This is a genomic window from Stenotrophomonas rhizophila (assembly GCF_001704155.1).
GTDB lineage: Bacteria > Pseudomonadota > Gammaproteobacteria > Xanthomonadales > Xanthomonadaceae > Stenotrophomonas > Stenotrophomonas rhizophila_A.
Map to the genome: position 1 here is coordinate 3752908 of NZ_CP016294.1, position 16596 is coordinate 3769503.

Here is a 16596-nt window from a genome sequence, read left to right on the forward strand (position 1 = left end):
AGAATCGTTGATGTCCCTGCGCGTGACGTTGCTTGCTTCCCTGCTGCTCAGTGCCCCGGCCGCCTTTGCCCAGGACACCACCGACCTGGCCGCGATGACCTCGCCGTGGAGCGGCAGCGGCGGCGAACTCGGGTTTGCCTCCGCACGGGGCAACAGCAACACCGAAAGCGCCAACGGCCGGCTGCGCCTGCGCTATACCGATGACGACTGGGTGCACAGCATGGACCTGTTCGGCCTGCGCTCGCGTTCGGAATACACCGAAACCGCCGACGATGGCACCGTCACCAAGCGCAGCAACACCACCGCCAACCGCTACACCGGCAGCGCCGGCAGCGCGCTGCAGCTGGGCGAGCACCGCCAGATCACCGCCACGGTGCGTTATGAGCGCGACGATTTCGCTACCTACGACCGCCAGAGTTCGTTCGGTCTGGGTTACGGCACCCGGCTGGTGGAAGGCGACCGTTTCTACATGGACGCGCAGATCGGCCCCGGTGTGCGCCGCACGCACAACACCGAAGACGATGAAACCCGTACCGGCCTGATCGGCCGCGGGCTGTTCGACGTGAAGTATTCGCTGACCCCCAATACCGACCTGATCAACACCCTGCTGGTGGAATCGGGCTCGTACAACACCTTCGGCCAGAACGATTTCGGCGTGTCGGTGAGCATGAACGAGCACCTGGCCCTGAAGGCGGCCTGGCAGGCGCGTTACAACAGCGACGTGGCCGAAGACAAGCGCAAGACCGACACCCTGACCACGATGAACGTGGTCTACAAATTCAAGTAATGGGGACAACCGGGATCCGGGGTTGGTTCATCCCGATCCCAATGGGCCCGTAGCAATTCGTAGGTCCGGCCGTTGGCCGGACACCGCGCGCAGCCTCAGACGGCGATCAACTCGCCGGCGCCGCCGTCCAGCAGGCCCTGGGCCACCGCTTTTCCGAGCGCATCAGGGTCACTGCCCGGGCCCCGCGCTTCGGCGCGGATCAGCCGCCCGTCGGCCACGCCGCCGACCAGGCCCTGCAGGAACAGATTGTCGCCCTCCCACTGCGCGTAGCCGGCCACCGGCACGTGGCAGCTGCCGTGCAGCGCGCGGTTCATGGCGCGCTCGGCTTCCACGCAGGCGCGCGTACGCGCATCGTCGAGCGGGGCGAACAGCGCCATCACCCGCGCATCGTCGCCGTTGCATTCCACCGTGACCGCGCCCTGCGCCGGCGCCGGCAACCAGTCCGGTGCAGCGAGCCGCGCCACGATGCGCGCGCCCAGCCCCAGCCGTTCCAGGCCCGCCACGGCCAGCACGATGGCGTCGTAGCCGCCGTTGTCGAGCTTGGCCAGGCGCGTGTTGACGTTGCCGCGCAGGTCCAGCAGTTCCAGGTCCGGGCGCAGCGCGCGCAGCTGGGCCTGGCGGCGCAGCGAGGAGGTGCCCACGCGCGCGCCGATCGGCAGCGCGTCCACCGAGGCGTACAGGTTGGAAATGAACCCGTCGGCCGGGTCGTGCCGGGCCAGCATCGCCGGCAGCGCGAACGGTGCGTCCAGTTCCATCGGCACGTCCTTGAGCGAGTGCACGGCGCAGTCCGCATCGCCCCGCAGCATGGCCAGCTCCAGCTCCTTCAGGAACAGGCCCTTGCCGCCGATCGCGGCCAGCGAGCGGTCCAGCACTTCGTCGCCGCGGGTGCTCATCGGCACCAGCACCACGTCCAGCCCGGGGTGGGCCAGGCGCAGGCGGTCGGCAACATGTTCGCTCTGCCACAGGGCAAGCGGGCTCTTTCGGGTGGCGATGCGCAGGCTGGTCATGCGCCCATTATCGCCGGTTACAGGTGCTTGAGGTCCTGCTTCAGGCTCGCCACGCAGCGCCGGCTGACCTCCAGCGGGGCCTTGCCATGGCGCAGCACGGCCTGGACCTGGCCTGCGCCATTTCGTCGCAGCTCCACCAGTTCGTGGCGGGCCACCAGGCAGTTGCGGTGGATGCGCACGAAACGGCTGGCAAATTCCTCTTCCAGCGACTTCAGCGACTCCTCGATGAGGTCCTCGCCGCGCGCATGGTGCACCACCACGTACTTTTCCTCGGCCTGCATGTAGTGGATGTCGTCGATCGGGATCAGTCGCAGGCTGCCGCGCAGGCGCGCGCACAACAGCGTGCGTGCCTGCTGGCTGGGCGCGCTGGGCTGCCCGTTGCGGCCGGCCAGGAAAGTCCGGGCGCGTTCCAGCGCGGCAACCAGGCGTTCGCTGCGTACCGGCTTCATCAGGTAATCGATGGCCGCCGCTTCGAATGCGGACAGCGCGTGCGCATCGTAGGCGGTGCAGAACACCACCGCCGGGCGCGGATCGAAGGTGGCCAGGTGACGGGCGGCTTCCAGGCCGTCCAGCCCGGGCATGGCGATATCCAGCAGCACCAGGTCCGGCTGCAGCTCCGCGCAGGCATGCAGCGCCTGCTCGCCATTCTCGGCTTCGGCCACCACCTCGACCCCGGGCTGTTCGGCCAGCAGGCTGCGCAGGCGCTCGCGGGCGAGCGGCTCGTCGTCGGCGATGACAACTCTCAAGCAGGCTTCCTCACTGAACAGGCACGAAGATGTCGCAGGCATAGTAGCCGTCGTTCCATGCCCCCGTCATCCGTGCAGCCGGGCCGAACCGCCAGGCCAGGCGGTGTGCGATGTTGCGCTGCGCATGCCCGGCGCCCTGCATGAGCGGCAGCGCACGCACGTCCGGATCGGGTGCGGGGTTCTGGATGCGGATGTGCAGCTGCGCCCCTTCGAAGGACAGCGCAATGACGATGGTGCCGCCAGCCGGCAGCCGCGAAATGCCATGCAGCACCGCGTTTTCCACCAGCGGCTGCAGCACCAGGCGCGGCATCGGCAGGGTCCAGGGCAAGCCGTCTGCGCGTTGCCATTCCACCTGCAGGCGCTCCCCCAGCCGCAGCGATTCGATCGACAGGTAGGCTTCGGCCAGTTCGCACTCGGCCTGCAGGGTGGAGTCGCCCTCGCCCGCCCCCAGCGCGGCACGGAACAGGTCGGACAGATCCAGCACCGCGCGCTCGGCCACTTCCGGATCACGCCGCACCAGGCTGGCGATGAGATTCATGCTGTTGAACAGGAAATGCGGGCGGATCCGCGCCTGCAGCGCATCGGCCTGCGCGCGTGCGTTGGCCACGGTCTGCGCGCTCCAGCGATCGCTCACGTAGAAGTAGCGCAACGCCAGTGCCACGATCAGCGCGGTGACCGTGGCGCAGCCCAGGGTGAACCGCCAGAAGCCGACATCCCCGGCGAAACCGCGCGCATCCAGCACCGCATACAGCGCGTGCACGATGCCCGTGCAGGCGGCAGCGATCAGGGCGGCCATGGCTACTGCCAGCGCCGAACCCAACGCTTCCGGGAGCCGCGACAAGGTCGCCCGCGCCGCGCACAGACTCACCGTGACCGCCAATGCCAGCCACAACGCCAGGCCGCTGGCCGACAGGAAATCCGCCACGCTCCATTGCCGGCTGCCGTCGGGCGACAGCGCCACCACCACCACCACCAGCTCTGCCAGGCCGAGCATCGCGCCCAGCCGCGGCAGGCGGCACAGCTCGGGCAACCACAGCTGCTGGCGCGGGTCGTTCATGGCTCAGGCGGCGGCGAAGCGTGCGTCCAGCCAGTCGCCCAGCGCCTGCAGTTCTTCGGCGCAGACCTGGTGGGCCATGGAATAGGAATGCCACTCCAGCGGGAAGCCGGCTGCCGTGAGCCGCTGGGCGGTGTCGGCAGCGATCACCTGCGGGATCACCGGATCCTGCGCGCCATGGGCCATGAACACCGGCGGCCGGGCGCCATCGGCAATGGCGGCCTTGATGGCCGCTTCCGGATCCGGCAGGTAGGTGGACAGCGCGATCAGCCCGGCGATGGCACGGGTCGAGCGCAGTGCGGCGCTGAGGATGATCGCCCCGCCCTGCGAGAAGCCGGCGAGCAGGATGCGCTCGACTGGAATGCCGCGCGCGACCTCCGCATCGATCAGGGCATCCAGCGCGCGTACCGAGGCATCCACACCGGAAGCATCGGCGCGCGAGCGGAAGTCCATGCTGACGATGTCATACCAGGCGCGCATGGGCACGCCGTTGTTGATGGTGATCGGCTGCATCGGGGCATGCGGAAACACGAAGCGGATCGCCGGCCAGTGCGGACGCAGCAGCTCGGGCACGATCGGGGCGAAATCATGGCCGTCCGCGCCCAGGCCGTGCAGCCAGAGCACGGACCATTGCGGGTTGGCGGCGGTTTCGTTGACTACGGTTTCCAGCGCTTGCGACATCATGCGGCTCCAGTTCGTTCTGGCCGCATTATGGGGCCAGATGTCAGGGGGCGGCGCGTTGGGCAGCGGCGCGGCGCAGTTCGGCGGCGCGCTGCAGGATGGTCGGCGGGGTGGTCTCTTCCGGGATTTCCATCAGGCGCAGGCGGTGCAGCAGGTCGCCGGCGCGGCGCCCGGAAGTCAACGCGACCACCGGAATGGCCAGCACCATGCCCACCACCACCGGCGCCATCCAGGCGGCCAGCGCCGGCGATACCGCATAGGCCAGCACGCCCATGAACAACCCGAACACGCTCAGGCCACCGTAGCCCTTGATCAGCGCCGGCCAGGAAATGCCGCCGTCGTCGCGCTGCTGTGCATCCCAGCCCGAATCCTTGCCGGCCAGCACTTCGGCCACGCCGCGCGACTGCACGTACATCACCACCGGCGCCATCAGCGCGGCCAGCACGGTTTCCAGCAGCATCGACACGAATGCGCGGATGCCCCCGCCGCAACCGCGGCGCTCGGCCGGGTCGATCAACATCGCGATGTAGCCCAGCACCTTGGGCAGCAACAGCACCGCCATGGTGATGGCGAACATGCGGATCACCTGGGTTTCATCCTGCTGGCGCCAGTACAGGCCCGGCGACATGTGCAGCACTTCGCTGAAATCGATACCGCCCTGGAACAGCGGGATGGCAATGCCGATCAGCATCAGCATCGCCCACATCGGCGCGGTGAAGTAATGGCCGATGCCGATCATCATGTGCATGCGGCTGACCCAGTGCAGGCCACGCGAACCCACCACCTTGGCGTGCTGCAGGTTGCCCTGGCACCAGCGGCGGTCGCGCACCAGCATGTCGGTCAGGGTCGGCGGACCTTCTTCATAGCTGCCCTTGAGGTAGGGCACCATATGGGTGGCCCAGCCACCGCGACGCATCAACGCCGCCTCGACGAAATCGTGGCTCAGTACGTGGCCACCAAACGGCTGCCGGCCCGGCAACGGCGGCAGGCCGGCGTTCTCGGCAAAGGCCTCGGTACGGATCACCGCGTTATGGCCCCAGTAATTGCTTTCCGCGCCGTGCCACCAGGCCACGCCGCGCCCGATCACCGGGCCGTACACGCGTCCGCCAAACTGCTGCATACGCGCGAACAGGGTGCGGCCACCAATCACCGCCGGCAGGGTCTGGATCAGGCCCACGTCCGGGTTGTGCTCCATGCCCGCCACCAGCCGCACGATGGTGTCGCCGGTCATCAGGCTGTCGGCGTCCAGGATCAGCATCTGCGGGTAACCGCCGCCAAAACGGCGCACCCAGTCGGCGATGTTGCCGGCCTTGCGCCCGCTGTTGTCGCCACGGCGCCGGTAGAACAGGCGATCATGCCCACCGACCGCGTCGCACAGCTCGGCGAACGCCTGTTCCTCGGCCGCACCGATGTCCTCGCGCCGGGTATCGCTGAGCACGAAGAAATCGAACTGCTCCAGTTGCCCGGTAGCGGCCACCGACTCATAGATGGCCTGCAGGCCGGCCAGCAGGCGGCGCGGATCTTCGTTGTAGGTCGGCATCAGCAGCGCGGTGCGGGTATGCACCTGCGGCAGCGGCTGGTCCGGGTCGATGCCCAGCTTGTAGCCACGGTCGAACACGGCGGTGAGGAACCCGGCCAGGGCACCGGCAAAGGACAGCGCGATCCAGGCGAACAACGCTACGAACAGCACCAGCAGGCAGCCTTCCAGTACGGTGATGCCATTGGTAGCCAGCACCTTCCACATCATGTGGGTGGCGGCCACGGTCATGGCCGCCGTGCCGCCGAAGATGTAGAAGCGGCGCAGCGCGATCATGCGCGGCGCGGTGCGCTGGCGCGGCGTCAGCAGGCGGCCGTGGGTAAAGGTCTGTTCGGGCATGCCCATCGGGCTTTCGACGGGCAGCACCGGGCGGCCGGCATCGATCACGGCGTTGACGGTCTGCACACTCATGCGCGGCTACCCTGCGTGCGCTTCCCGCCAGTGCTGCCCTGTCCTGCAGCGGCGTGGCCGTGGCCGGCGCCCTGCTGATGTCTGTGACTACCGGAACCCACGAACTCTCCAACGGCACTGAGGCGAAAAATGCGGCCCAGCATAGGGGGCCAAATGTAAGCCGCGCGCGAAGGGGCTTTCGGGGTATTTCTCCCCATTCAGCAAACTTGCGCAAGCCCTCGAACGGGCTGATTGCGACAAACGGCTGCAGGCCTTGTGCCGTAAGACTTTCCCTATTCAGGGCGTAGGGTAACCCCTGGCAGAAGGCGCCTCAGGGGCGCCTGGGCAGGAAGGCCGGGGACAGACGCACCCGGCTTGGAACTGCGCAGACCGGCGCTCAACCGGGGGGCATGAACCCGCTTCAGGCCGGGGTGGCGTCCACGGCCACATCGCTCTCCACCGGCAGGCGCGCCAGCGCGCGCGAACCGACATGGGAAAACTGCAGCTGTGCCAGCAGATGCTGCGCCTGGGTGGCAACCGGGCACGGCAGGATGCGCGGGCCGGCTTCAGGACGCTCAGGGGACATCACAACACTCGACATGGTCTGACTCTCGATCGCTTCCAATACACCCGCGCGGCACCCATGCCGCGAGGAATGCGAACCCTATATGAATTTGTGGACGAATGTGTGACGTCGCCTACGCCGGAATGCGTCAGCACTGATGCGCGCCCGAAAACTGGCGCTTTTCAATAGTCAGCGACTATCATGTAACCGTTTTCAACATCATAAAGTGGATATGGATTCCAACATCGCGTCATCCTTCAGCCCCAAGTGGCAGTTCCGGTTCGACTTCTTCAATGCCCACGGGGCGCCAAACTCGCCGGCCTTCAAGGCCGCCTACAAGGCGCTGCCGTTCGGGCAGAAGGTCAAGGTCAACTTCAACTTCTTCGCCCTGTTCTTCGGCTGCATCTACCTCTTCATCCTGGGCATGTGGCGCAAGGCCCTGACGATCCTGGGCCTGACCCTGGTGCTCGGCGTGGTGCTGGCATTCCTGCCCGACCCGATCGGCCGTGGCATCGCGATTGCGTGGTCGCTGTTCATTGCGCTCACCACCAACTACAACTACTACCTGGAAAAGGTGAAGGGCGACACCAGCTGGAATCCCTTCCAGGGCATGCGCTGGTAAACCCCCGCAGCTCGCCTCACCTGAAAAGCCCGGTCGATTGACCGGGCTTTTTGCTGCTCAGAAGGTTTCCCATTCGGTCTCGACCGCTGCCGCTGCTGCACGCATCGGGGCCCGCTTCTGGCCGACGGCCTTGCGCGGTGCCGCAGGCGCTGCGGCCGGCGCAGCCGCGCCGGTGCGGAAGATCGCCACGGCCTTGCCCAGGTGCTGGGCCTGCTCTTCCATCGCCCGCGCCGCCGCGGTGGCTTCTTCCACCAGCGCCGCATTCTGCTGGGTGGTTTCGTCCATCTGGGTGATGGTCTGGTTGACCTGCTCGATGCCGGCGGACTGCTCCTTCGAGGCGGCGGAAATCTCGGCCATGATGTCGTTGACCCGGCGCACGCCGGTAACGATCTCTTCCATGGTGCGCCCGGCGGTCTGCACCAGCGCCGAGCCTTCGGCGACCTGCTCCACCGAATCGTCGATCAACTGCTTGATCTCCTTGGCCGCACCGGCCGAGCGCTGCGCCAGCGCGCGCACTTCCGAGGCCACCACCGCAAAGCCGCGGCCCTGCTCACCGGCGCGCGCCGCTTCCACGGCGGCGTTGAGCGCCAGGATGTTGGTCTGGAAGGCGATCCCATCGATCACCGAGATGATCTCGGCGATGCGCTTGGACGCGGCCTCGATTCCGGCCATGGTGGTCACCACCTGGCCCACCACCTGCCCGCCCTGTTCGGCCACGTTGGCAGCACCGGCCGCCAGCTGGTTGGCCTGTACGGCGTGGTCGGCGTTCTGGCGCACGGTGGAGGTCAGTTCCTCCATCGACGCGGCGGTTTCCTCCAGGCTCGCGGCCTGCTGTTCGGTACGGCGCGACAGATCGCTGTTGCCCGAGGCGATTTCGCCCGCCGCCAGGTTGATGCTGTCGGTCGCCTGCTGGATACGACCGACGATGTCGGTCAGCTGGGTCACGGTGGTATCGGCATCGTCGCGCATCTGCGCGAACACGCCGTGGAACTGGCCGTGCATGCGTGCGGTGAGGTCGCCGGCGGCGATCGCGCGCAGCAGCGCGGAGATCTGCTGCAGGTTGTCGTCGCTCACCTGCATCATGGTGTTGAGGTTTTCGACCATGGCGCGGAAGTCGTGGTCGAAGCGCACCCCATCGCCGCGCTGGCTGAAGTCGCCGCGCGCGGCGGCACCGGCCAGGTCGCGGATCTGGGTATTGATCGCGCGCAGGTTGGCCTTGGTGGTGTCCATTGCATCGGTGAACACGGCCTGGTCGCCGGGCAGGCGGTCCATGTCCTGCGACAGATCGCCTACCGCATAGCGCTGCATTACCTCGACCAGGCGACGGGTGACGGCAATGTTGGCGCCCACCAGCTGGTTGGTGTCTTCGACCATGCGCCCGTACGCGCCCGGGAAGGCCTGCGCATCCATCCGGTAGCCGAGTTCGCCGGCTTCATGGCGTTGCGCCATCTCGCCCTGCGCGGCCATCACCGCGCGCAGCTGGCCGCGCATGCGCTGCATGGACTCCAACAGGCGGCCAACCTCGTCGTCGCGTGGCGACGGCAGCGGGGTGTCCAGGCGGCCTTCGGCCACATCCGCCGAGAGCCGCACGGCATCGGCAAGCGGGCGGATCGCCTGGCGGCGCAGCAGCACGTATACGCTGGCGCTGAGCACCAGTGCCGCGCCCAGGCCAACGCCGAGGATGATCCACAGCAGCGAGCGCGCCTGTTCGGTGATCAGCGCATACGGCACGATCACGCCCAGCGCGAACCGCTCTTGGCTGCCACCGATGCGCAGCGGCACATACGCTTTCACGTTGCCTGCGGCATCCGGAGTGAACGCCTCGAAGCGCTGGTCACGCGCCACGGCTGCAAGGACCTGCGCAGTGACGGCATCGTCGCGGCGCTGGCCGATCTGCTTGGCATCCTGCGCGGCCAGCACGATGCCGCCGGGCGAGATGAGTTCGACATGGCCCTGCCCCATCGGGCGCAGCGCCGCCAGACGCTCCTGCAGTGCAGCCAGGCCGAAGTCCACGGTGACCGCGCCCAGGAACTGTCCGTTGTCGAGCACCGGGGTCGACAGCGTGGTCATCAGCACCTGCCTGCCGCCGATCTCATAACGGTACGGCTCGCTCACGGCCTGCCGCTTGAGCTCACGCGGGCGCAGGTACCAGTCACCATCGCCGGGGACGTCATAGCCCTTGAGTACATCCTGCACCGGCGCGCCGTCCTGCCAGGCCCAGTAGCTCATGAAGCGGCCGGTGGCATCGTGGGCTTCGGCACCGACGAAGTCGGCGTCCCTGCCATCGAAGGCCTGCGGTTCCCACAGCGTGCCCAGGCCCACCCATTCCGGGTGCGATTGCAGCTGCTGGTGCAGCACCTGTGCGGCAGTCGCGCGCGACAGGGTGGCAGCGCGGTGCTGCACCACCAGGCTGTCGGCCAGTGCCTGGCTGGTGGAAAACGCGGCGGCCAGGTCGGCACCGACCCGGCGCGATTCGGCCTCGGCCTGGCTTTCCATGGTCCGCCGCGACGATTCGAGCAGCGCCTGGCTGGCTTCGCGGTAACTGAGGGCGGCGGTCACGCCGAAGCAGAGCATGGCGATCAGCGCGGTTCCGAGCATCAGCCGGTTGGCGATGCTGCCGGGACGCTTGGAAGCGGACGGGCGGGACGTGGACATGGGGGTGTTCCAGGCAGGAGTACAGAACAGCGCGCGCCCGAGGGCACCGCTACTACGTCACGCAGTCCATTGCGGCCCGCCCGGCACGGTGCAACGCACATGCAGGTCGGGTCATACGCTGGTAGCGGCCCTGTGCTGGAGATGTTGAGCGCCGGATCCTGACCGGGTTCAGTGAGGCGTACGGCCACCCAGCCGCTCCACCAACGTCTGGCTGGCGGCATTGAGTCCGATCACCTCGACCTGCGCCCCATGCCCGCGCAGTTTGAGGGTAACCCTGTCCAGTGCGCCAACCGCACTCAGGTCCCAGAAGTGCGCCTGGCTGAGGTCGATCCGTACCCGCGCCGGCACTTCCTGGTAATCAAAGCTCTCGCCGAACTGCCCCGCCGAAGCGAAGAACACCTGCCCGGTCGCCGTGTAGGTGCGGACTCCGTCGGCATCGGTGTGGTCGGTGACGACCAGCAGCCGACCCACCTTGCGCGCGAAGAACAACGCCGACAGCAGCACTCCGGTCAGCACGCCCTTGGCCAGGTCGTGGGTGGCCACGGTCACCACGACGGTGGCCACCATCACCACCGAGGAGCTCATGGGGTGCACGCGGAACTCGGCAAAGGAACGCCAGTGGAAGGTCCCGATGCTGACCATGATCATCACCGCCACCAACGCGGCCATGGGAATCTGCCGCACCCAGTCGTGCCCGTACACCACCAGCAGCAACAGCAGCACGCCTGCCACCAGGCAGGACAACCGGCCACGCCCGCCGGAGGACACATTGATGACCGACTGCCCGATCATCGCGCAGCCACCCATGCCGCCGAACAGGCCAGCGGTGATGTTGGCCAGGCCCTGGCCGGCGCACTCACGGTTGCGCTGGCTCGGGGTGTCGGTCATGTCCTCGACGATCTGCGCGGTCATCATCGACTCCAGCAGGCCCACCACCGCGAGGGTTGCCGAGACCGGCAGCAGCAGCGCCAGCGTGTCCCACGTCATCGGCACATCGGGGAACAGGAACGTGGGCAGGCTGTCGGGCAGTGCGCCCATGTCGCCCACGGTCCGCACTTCCCAATGCAGCCCGATCGACAGCGCGGTCAGCACCACGATGGCCACCAGCGGCGACGGCACTGCGCGGGTCAACCGCGGCAGCAGGTAGATGATGGCCAGCCCCGCCGCGCACACCGCCCACACCTGCCACGAGCGCCCGATCAGCTCGGGCATCTGTGCCAGGAAAATCAGGATGGCCAGTGCGTTGACGAAGCCGGTGATCACCGAACGCGACACGAACCGCATCAGCGCGCCCAGCTTCAGTGCGCCGGCGATGATCTGCAGCAGGCCGGCCAGGATCGTCGCGGCCAGCAGATACTGCAGGCCGTGGTCCTTCACCAGGTCCACCATCACCAGCGCCATTGCGCCGGTGGCCGCCGAGATCATGCCTGGCCGGCCGCCTGCGATGGCGGTGACCACGGCGATGCAGAACGACGCATACAGGCCCACCTTGGGGTCCACGCCGGCAATGATCGAGAAGGCAATGGCTTCAGGAATGAGCGCCAAGGCGACCACGGTGCCGGAAAGCAGGTCGCCACGGATGTTGCCGAGCCACTGCTGGCGCGGGGGATAGGAGACAGACATGGGGGGCCAGGCGGCAGAACGGCGCGCAGGATACCATCGACCCTCCCTCGAGCAGCAGGAAGGCATCCATGTACGGTCTGATCGGAAAGATGAACATCGCTCCCGGCGAGCGCGACGCGGTCATCGCGATCCTGCTGGAGGGCACCCAGGCCATGCCGGGATGCCGGAGCTACGTGGTGGCCAAGGATCCCGCAAATGCCGACGCGATCTGGATCACTGAAGTCTGGGACAGCGCTGAACTCCACCACGCCTCGCTGGCGCTGCCAGGCGTGCAGCAGGCCATTGCCCGCGCACGCCCGCATATCACCGGCTTCGGCGAACGGTTCGAAACCGAACCGGTGGGCGGTTACTGACGGGGGCCGAACATCGCGCCAACGCTGTGCAGCAGCTCGTGCACGCTGAACGGCTTGGGCAGCAGCGACATCCCCTCGCCCAGGAACTCGTTGCGCACGGCGGCGCTTTCCGTATAGCCGGTGATGAACAGCACCGGCAAGCTCGGGCGCAACGCGCGCGCGGCATCCGCCAGGTCGCGACCGTTCATGCCGGGCAGGCCGACGTCCGACAACAACAGATCCACGGCCCGCGCTGAATGCAGCTCCAGCAGCGCCTGCTGCGCGTTGGTGGCTTCCACGACCTGGTAGCCGACCTCGAGCAGCATCTCGCGCACCATCATCCGCACCGAATCGGTGTCGTCCACCAGCAGGATGCGTTCGGCATGGCCGCGCTGCACCTGCACCTGCGCCGTGGACGCAGACGCCATCTCGACCTGTTGCTGCCCCTCGGGCAACAGCAGTTCGATCTCGGCACCTTCCCCCTGCTCGCTGGCAATACGGGCGCTGCCGCCGGACTGGCGCGCGAAGCCGTAGGTCATCGACAGGCCCAGGCCGGTGCCCTCGCCCTGCGGCTTGGTGGTGAAGAACGGTTCGAATACCTTGTTGATCAGGTCCAGTGGAATGCCGGTTCCGTTGTCGATCACTTTGATGGTGATGTAGTTGCCCGGCGACAGCTCGTGGTCACGCTCGACCCTCGCGCGGCCCGCGCGGATGCGGATCAGGCCCTGGCCGGCCAGCGCATCGCGCGCGTTGATGACCAGGTTGAGCATGACGTTCTCGAACTGGTTGGGATCGGCCATGGCCACCAGCGGTTCGGCGCCCAGCTCCAGTTCCAGTTCGATGTTCTCGCCGATCGAGCGCCGCAGCATGTCTTCCAGCGAGCGTACGCGGGCAACCACGTCGAACGTCTGCGGGTCCAGCGGCTGCTTGCGGGCAAAGGCCAGCATGCGCTGGGTCAGCGCCGCGGCGCGGTGTGCCGAGGCGGTGGCGATGTCGACGTAACGGCTTGCCTTGTCCCACTTGCCGCTGCTGGCGGCCATCTCGATCATGTCCAGGCCGGAGATGATGGTGGTCAGCAGGTTGTTGAAATCATGCGCGATACCGCCGGTCAGCTGGCCGAGCGAATCCATCTTCTGAGCCTGCATCAGCTCCATTTCGGTGCGCTCGCGCTCGGCGATCTGGAAGGCCAGCTCGCTGTTGGCGCTCTCCAGCTCCTGGCGCTGCTCCAGTTCGCGCACGTGGCGCTCGGTGATGTCTTCGACCAGCACCAGGCCGAGGCCAGGAGCGCTGTAGGGCGTCACCCGCCACTCGGTCATGCGCCGGTTGCCCTGCACCTGCAGGGCAAAGGTGCCCTGCCAACGCTCACCTTCGGCCAGCGCCACCTTCAACGCGCTCATCGGCCCGAACTGGTGGTCCAGCAAGGCCTCGATCCGGCCCGGCCCCAGGTCCTCTCCAAGCAGGCGCTTGAAGGCATCGTTGGCTTCATGCACCTGCAGCTGCGCATCCAGGACGGTGATCGGTGCATTGATCTGGCGGAAGATCTCGCCGAAACGCGCTTCGGCGTCGCGCAATGCGTCTTCGGCGCGGCGCGCACGCAGCAGGCTGCGCAGCGTGGCCAGCAGCACGTCCGGATCCACCGGGTGCACCAGGTAGGCATCGGCACCGGCGTTGAGCCCGGTAATGAGGTCCCCGGTGGCGATCGAGGCGGCCGAGACATGCACCACCGGCAACAGCTGCATGCGCGGGTCTTCGCGCAGCTGGCGCACCACGTCGAAACCGCTCATGTCGGGCAGGTTGACGTCCAGCACCAGCGCACCGAAATCCTGCGTGTTGAGCTGGACCAGGCCGTCGGTGCCGGTGCCGGCTTCTTCCACGCGGAACCCGTGGTGTTCCAGCACCCGGCGCACCGAATAGCGGGTGGCCGCGTTGTCGTCGACGATCAGGATCCGGTCACGCGTCGGCATCAGCGGTCTCCTCGGCAGCCAGCTTCAGCGGCAGCTTCACATGGAACTCCGAACCGACGCCCAGTTCGCTGGTCACCCCCACCTCGCCGCCCAGCAGCTCGGCAAAGCGCTTGCACAGCGACAAGCCCAGGCCGGTGCCGCGCAGACGCTTCTGCAGCGGCGTGTCCACCTGCACGAAATCCTCGAACAGGGTGGGCAGCAGGTCCTGCGGAATGCCGATGCCGGTGTCGCGCACGCTGAAGCACACCGAATGCGCGTCGACCAGCTTGGCCGACACCACCACCTGGCCGTTGGGCGTGAACTTGAGCGCATTGGAAATGAAATTGCGCAGGATCTGCGCCAGCTTCTTGTCATCGGTGTACAGCAGGGGCAATGCCGGCGGATCTTCGAACACCAGGTCCACCCGGTTTTCTTCGATGAGGGGCCGGAACATGCCGCGCAGCGCCGCGAACAGGTCCATCAGGTCGAACCAGGCCGGCGAAATGGTGATCCGGCCCGCTTCGATCTTGGCCAGGTCCAGCAGGTCGTCGACCATTTCGCGCAGCTCGGCCGCCGAGCCGCTGATGAAGCGCACCTGCCGGCGCTGCTCCTCGGTCAGCGGGCCATCCATGCCGTCTTCCAGCAGCCGGGTCATGCTCAGTATCGAGCCCAGCGGCGTGCGGAATTCATGGCTCATGTAAGACAGGAACCGGCTCTTGAGCTCGGAGACCTCGCGCAGCTGCTCGGCCTGCTGGTCCAGTTCGGCGTACAGGGCCAGCACGCCCTGGTTGGTTTCCTCAAGCTCCGCGCGCAGGGCATCGGCCTGCGTGCGCAGCTGGACGATTTCCTGTTCGGGGGGAAGCGCGTTCAATGCAGGTCTCCGAGCCGCAGGGCGATGATGCCGGTGTCGTCGCGGCCACGATCGAAATCGCGCTGCAGCACCGCCACTATAAGCGCCGGGTGGCGATGGAACAGGCCGGGGTAGTCGCGCAGGCTCCAACGCGCCTGCAATCCATCACTGTGCATGAGCAGCAGCGTGCCTTCCGGCGCGTGAAAATGGAATGGTTGCGCCTTGCGGAACTGCACCCCGACGATGCCCGGGTGCGAGGCCATGCCACGGGTCGTGGTCGCCTCGTGCAGGCCCGCCGAAATGTTGCCGATGCCGGCAAACTGGACCGCGCCGCCGGCAACGTCCACGCTGGCAACCGCCGCGGCCCCGCCCCGGGTACCGGACATGCCGGCATGCATCGCCGCGACCAGGTCCGCCGGTGCAACCGCCCCGCGCGCGGCTGCGACCGCCACGCCGGCCTGGGCGGCATCGGCCGCCGGCAGCCCGTGCCCGAGGCCATCGATCAGCGTCACGGCCACCGACTGGGCATCGGCACGCAGGTGCCAGGCGTCGCCGCAGGCCACCTCATGGCGCATGGCCAGGCGCAGCGCACCGTAGGGTACGTCCACGTCGCGGGCAACGCGGCTGGCGTAGACGCGCGCCACCACCACGCAGCCCTTGTCGTCGGACCAGGCATCGAGCACGGTGGCCTGGCGCCGTATTGCGCCGAGGCCCAAACCCTGCGTACCGCCGGTCGAATAGCCGTCAGGCAGGGACTGCGCCAGCGAGAAGCCCGGCCCGGCATCGAGGGTGCACAGTTCGATGCCCTCACCGCCGCGACCGCACACCACTGACAGGTACATGCGCCCGCCGCGTCCGTGCTTGATCACATTGGTGGCCAGCTCGGTGGCGGCCAGGGCCACCCGGCCAGCATCCATTTCATCGAAGCCGATGCCATCGGCCATGGCCAGCGCTTCGCGCCGGGCCTGCCCTACCTGCGAGACCTCTTCCACCACCACGACCCGGGTAACGCGGCCAGAGAAATTCAGATCCATTTGATGATGGCAACCCGGGTGCCCTTGCCGGGTTCGCTCTCCAGTTCGAACTGGTCCACCAGCCGGCGCGAGCCGGACAGGCCCAGCCCCATGCCGCTGCCCGAGGTCCAGCCATCGGTCAGGGCCTGGGCGATATCGGGAATGCCGGGACCATTGTCGGAGAACACCAGGCGCAGCCCGCGGCGGATGCCGCTGTCCACCACCTCCCATTCCATGCTGCCACCGCCGCCATAGATCACCGCGTTGCGGGCCAGTTCGCTGGCGGCAGTGACCAGTTTGGTCTGGTCGATGAGCCGCATCCTGCATGCCACGGCCGCCTGCCGGGCAGCCTGGCGTGCCAGCACCACGTCCTGCTCGACGCGGATCGGCAAGGATCCACTGACGGCGGTCATGGCGACTCTTCGTCGGGTTGCTGCAGCAGGTCCATGCGCAGCAGTTCCATGCCACGTTCGACATTCAGCGCGGTGCGCACCCCGGTCAGGGTCAGGCCCAGCTCAACCAGCGTGATCGCCACGGCCGGCTGCATGCCCACCACCACCGTGGTGGCATCCATGATCCGGGCCAGTGACGAAATGGTGGAAATCATCCGGCCAATGAAGGAATCGACGATGTCCAACGCGGAAATGTCGATCAACACGCCGCGCGCAGAGGTCTTTTGAATACGTTCGGTCAGGTCGTCCTGCAGGGTCAGCGCAAGCTGGTCATGCATGTCCACCTGGATGGTCACCAGCAGCAGATCGCCCATCTGCAGGATCGGGATGCGGTCCATT

General features: G+C 67.4%; 16 protein-coding genes. 3 read left to right on the plus strand and 13 right to left on the minus strand.

The features are described from left to right. Nucleotides 1-10: 10 nt before the first annotated feature. Nucleotides 11-787 (plus strand): DUF481 domain-containing protein, encoded by a 777-nt coding sequence (locus tag BAY15_RS16715; protein WP_068854114.1) that lies wholly within the window; start codon nt 11-13, stop codon nt 785-787. 95 nt (nt 788-882) lie between these two features. Here BAY15_RS16715 and hemC read toward each other — a convergent pair whose 3' ends face one another. The 6 genes from hemC to BAY15_RS19295 form a co-directional block, all read right to left on the minus strand. Next, nucleotides 883-1794, minus strand: a complete 912-nt coding sequence (gene hemC, locus BAY15_RS16720; RefSeq protein WP_068854115.1) for a hydroxymethylbilane synthase — start codon at nt 1792-1794, stop codon at nt 883-885. A 17-nt stretch (nt 1795-1811) separates the two neighbouring features. Then, nucleotides 1812-2540 (minus strand): LytR/AlgR family response regulator transcription factor, encoded by a 729-nt coding sequence (locus BAY15_RS16725; protein ID WP_068854116.1) that lies wholly within the window; start codon nt 2538-2540, stop codon nt 1812-1814. A 10-nt stretch (nt 2541-2550) separates the two neighbouring features. Continuing rightward, the gene (locus BAY15_RS16730; RefSeq protein ID WP_068854117.1) at nt 2551-3597 is read right to left on the minus strand and encodes a sensor histidine kinase; all 1047 of its coding nucleotides are present in this window, start codon (nt 3595-3597) and stop codon (nt 2551-2553) included. Between the two features lie 3 nt (nt 3598-3600). Next, nucleotides 3601-4275 (minus strand): alpha/beta hydrolase, encoded by a 675-nt coding sequence (locus tag BAY15_RS16735; protein ID WP_068854821.1) that lies wholly within the window; start codon nt 4273-4275, stop codon nt 3601-3603. Between the two features lie 43 nt (nt 4276-4318). Continuing rightward, nucleotides 4319-6223, minus strand: coding sequence for a glucans biosynthesis glucosyltransferase MdoH (mdoH, locus tag BAY15_RS16740; RefSeq protein WP_068854118.1), 1905 nt, complete (start codon nt 6221-6223; stop codon nt 4319-4321). Nucleotides 6224-6623: 400 nt separating this feature from the next. Then, nucleotides 6624-6788: a hypothetical protein gene (locus tag BAY15_RS19295; protein WP_157771772.1), complete on the minus strand. Its 165-nt coding sequence runs from the start codon at nt 6786-6788 to the stop codon at nt 6624-6626. A 211-nt stretch (nt 6789-6999) separates the two neighbouring features. On the opposite strand from BAY15_RS19295, the gene BAY15_RS16745 reads away from it, so the two are divergent. After that, a complete protein-coding gene (locus BAY15_RS16745) occupies nt 7000-7389 on the plus strand; it encodes a DUF2628 domain-containing protein (protein ID WP_068854119.1) in 390 nt (129 codons plus the stop codon). 57 nt (nt 7390-7446) lie between these two features. On the opposite strand, the gene BAY15_RS19650 is transcribed toward BAY15_RS16745, so the two are convergent. Both BAY15_RS19650 and BAY15_RS16755 read right to left on the minus strand, forming a co-directional pair. Next, on the minus strand, nt 7447-10044 hold the full coding sequence (locus tag BAY15_RS19650) for a methyl-accepting chemotaxis protein (RefSeq protein WP_068854120.1): 2598 nt from the start codon (nt 10042-10044) through the stop codon (nt 7447-7449). A 168-nt stretch (nt 10045-10212) separates the two neighbouring features. Next, nucleotides 10213-11667, minus strand: coding sequence for a SulP family inorganic anion transporter (locus BAY15_RS16755; protein WP_068854121.1), 1455 nt, complete (start codon nt 11665-11667; stop codon nt 10213-10215). Between the two features lie 68 nt (nt 11668-11735). Between BAY15_RS16755 and BAY15_RS16760 the strand changes: the two genes are divergently transcribed. Beyond that, nucleotides 11736-12020, plus strand: a complete 285-nt coding sequence (locus BAY15_RS16760; protein WP_068854122.1) for a putative quinol monooxygenase — start codon at nt 11736-11738, stop codon at nt 12018-12020. Here the strand turns inward: BAY15_RS16760 and BAY15_RS16765 are convergent. Genes BAY15_RS16765 through BAY15_RS16785 form a run of 5 tightly spaced genes read right to left on the minus strand, consistent with a single transcriptional unit; the run spans nt 12014 to nt 16595 of the window. Then, on the minus strand, nt 12014-13963 hold the full coding sequence (locus BAY15_RS16765; RefSeq protein ID WP_068854123.1) for a response regulator: 1950 nt from the start codon (nt 13961-13963) through the stop codon (nt 12014-12016). The genes BAY15_RS16760 and BAY15_RS16765 overlap by 7 nt on opposite strands. After that, nucleotides 13950-14813: a sensor histidine kinase gene (locus BAY15_RS16770; protein WP_068854124.1), complete on the minus strand. Its 864-nt coding sequence runs from the start codon at nt 14811-14813 to the stop codon at nt 13950-13952. Before BAY15_RS16770 ends, BAY15_RS16765 begins: the two co-directional genes overlap by 14 nt. Then, on the minus strand, nt 14810-15826 hold the full coding sequence (locus BAY15_RS16775; RefSeq protein ID WP_068854125.1) for an ATP-binding protein: 1017 nt from the start codon (nt 15824-15826) through the stop codon (nt 14810-14812). The genes BAY15_RS16770 and BAY15_RS16775 overlap by 4 nt, the downstream gene beginning before the upstream one ends. Next, a complete protein-coding gene (locus tag BAY15_RS16780; protein WP_068854126.1) occupies nt 15817-16218 on the minus strand; it encodes an ATP-binding protein in 402 nt (133 codons plus the stop codon). Before BAY15_RS16780 ends, BAY15_RS16775 begins: the two co-directional genes overlap by 10 nt. Beyond that, nucleotides 16215-16595, minus strand: coding sequence for an STAS domain-containing protein (locus tag BAY15_RS16785; protein WP_068854127.1), 381 nt, complete (start codon nt 16593-16595; stop codon nt 16215-16217). Before BAY15_RS16785 ends, BAY15_RS16780 begins: the two co-directional genes overlap by 4 nt. Nucleotide 16596 lies beyond the last annotated feature (1 nt).

Bases quoted from the DNA above. Each gene is read 5' to 3' on its own strand.
- BAY15_RS16785 (WP_068854127.1), bottom strand. From the start codon at position 16,595: ATGGACCGCATCCCGATCCTGCAGATGGGCGATCTGCTGCTGGTGACC.
- BAY15_RS16745 (WP_068854119.1), top strand. From the start codon at position 7,000: ATGGATTCCAACATCGCGTCATCCTTCAGCCCCAAGTGGCAGTTCCGG.
- mdoH (WP_068854118.1), bottom strand. From the start codon at position 6,223: ATGAGTGTGCAGACCGTCAACGCCGTGATCGATGCCGGCCGCCCGGTG.
- BAY15_RS19650 (WP_068854120.1), bottom strand. From the start codon at position 10,044: ATGTCCACGTCCCGCCCGTCCGCTTCCAAGCGTCCCGGCAGCATCGCC.
- BAY15_RS16775 (WP_068854125.1), bottom strand. From the start codon at position 15,826: ATGGATCTGAATTTCTCTGGCCGCGTTACCCGGGTCGTGGTGGTGGAA.
- BAY15_RS16760 (WP_068854122.1), top strand. From the start codon at position 11,736: ATGTACGGTCTGATCGGAAAGATGAACATCGCTCCCGGCGAGCGCGAC.
- BAY15_RS16735 (WP_068854821.1), bottom strand. From the start codon at position 4,275: ATGTCGCAAGCGCTGGAAACCGTAGTCAACGAAACCGCCGCCAACCCG.
- BAY15_RS16715 (WP_068854114.1), top strand. From the start codon at position 11: ATGTCCCTGCGCGTGACGTTGCTTGCTTCCCTGCTGCTCAGTGCCCCG.
- BAY15_RS16730 (WP_068854117.1), bottom strand. From the start codon at position 3,597: ATGAACGACCCGCGCCAGCAGCTGTGGTTGCCCGAGCTGTGCCGCCTG.
- BAY15_RS19295 (WP_157771772.1), bottom strand. From the start codon at position 6,788: ATGTCCCCTGAGCGTCCTGAAGCCGGCCCGCGCATCCTGCCGTGCCCG.
- BAY15_RS16755 (WP_068854121.1), bottom strand. From the start codon at position 11,667: ATGTCTGTCTCCTATCCCCCGCGCCAGCAGTGGCTCGGCAACATCCGT.
- BAY15_RS16765 (WP_068854123.1), bottom strand. From the start codon at position 13,963: ATGCCGACGCGTGACCGGATCCTGATCGTCGACGACAACGCGGCCACC.
- BAY15_RS16780 (WP_068854126.1), bottom strand. From the start codon at position 16,218: ATGACCGCCGTCAGTGGATCCTTGCCGATCCGCGTCGAGCAGGACGTG.
- hemC (WP_068854115.1), bottom strand. From the start codon at position 1,794: ATGACCAGCCTGCGCATCGCCACCCGAAAGAGCCCGCTTGCCCTGTGG.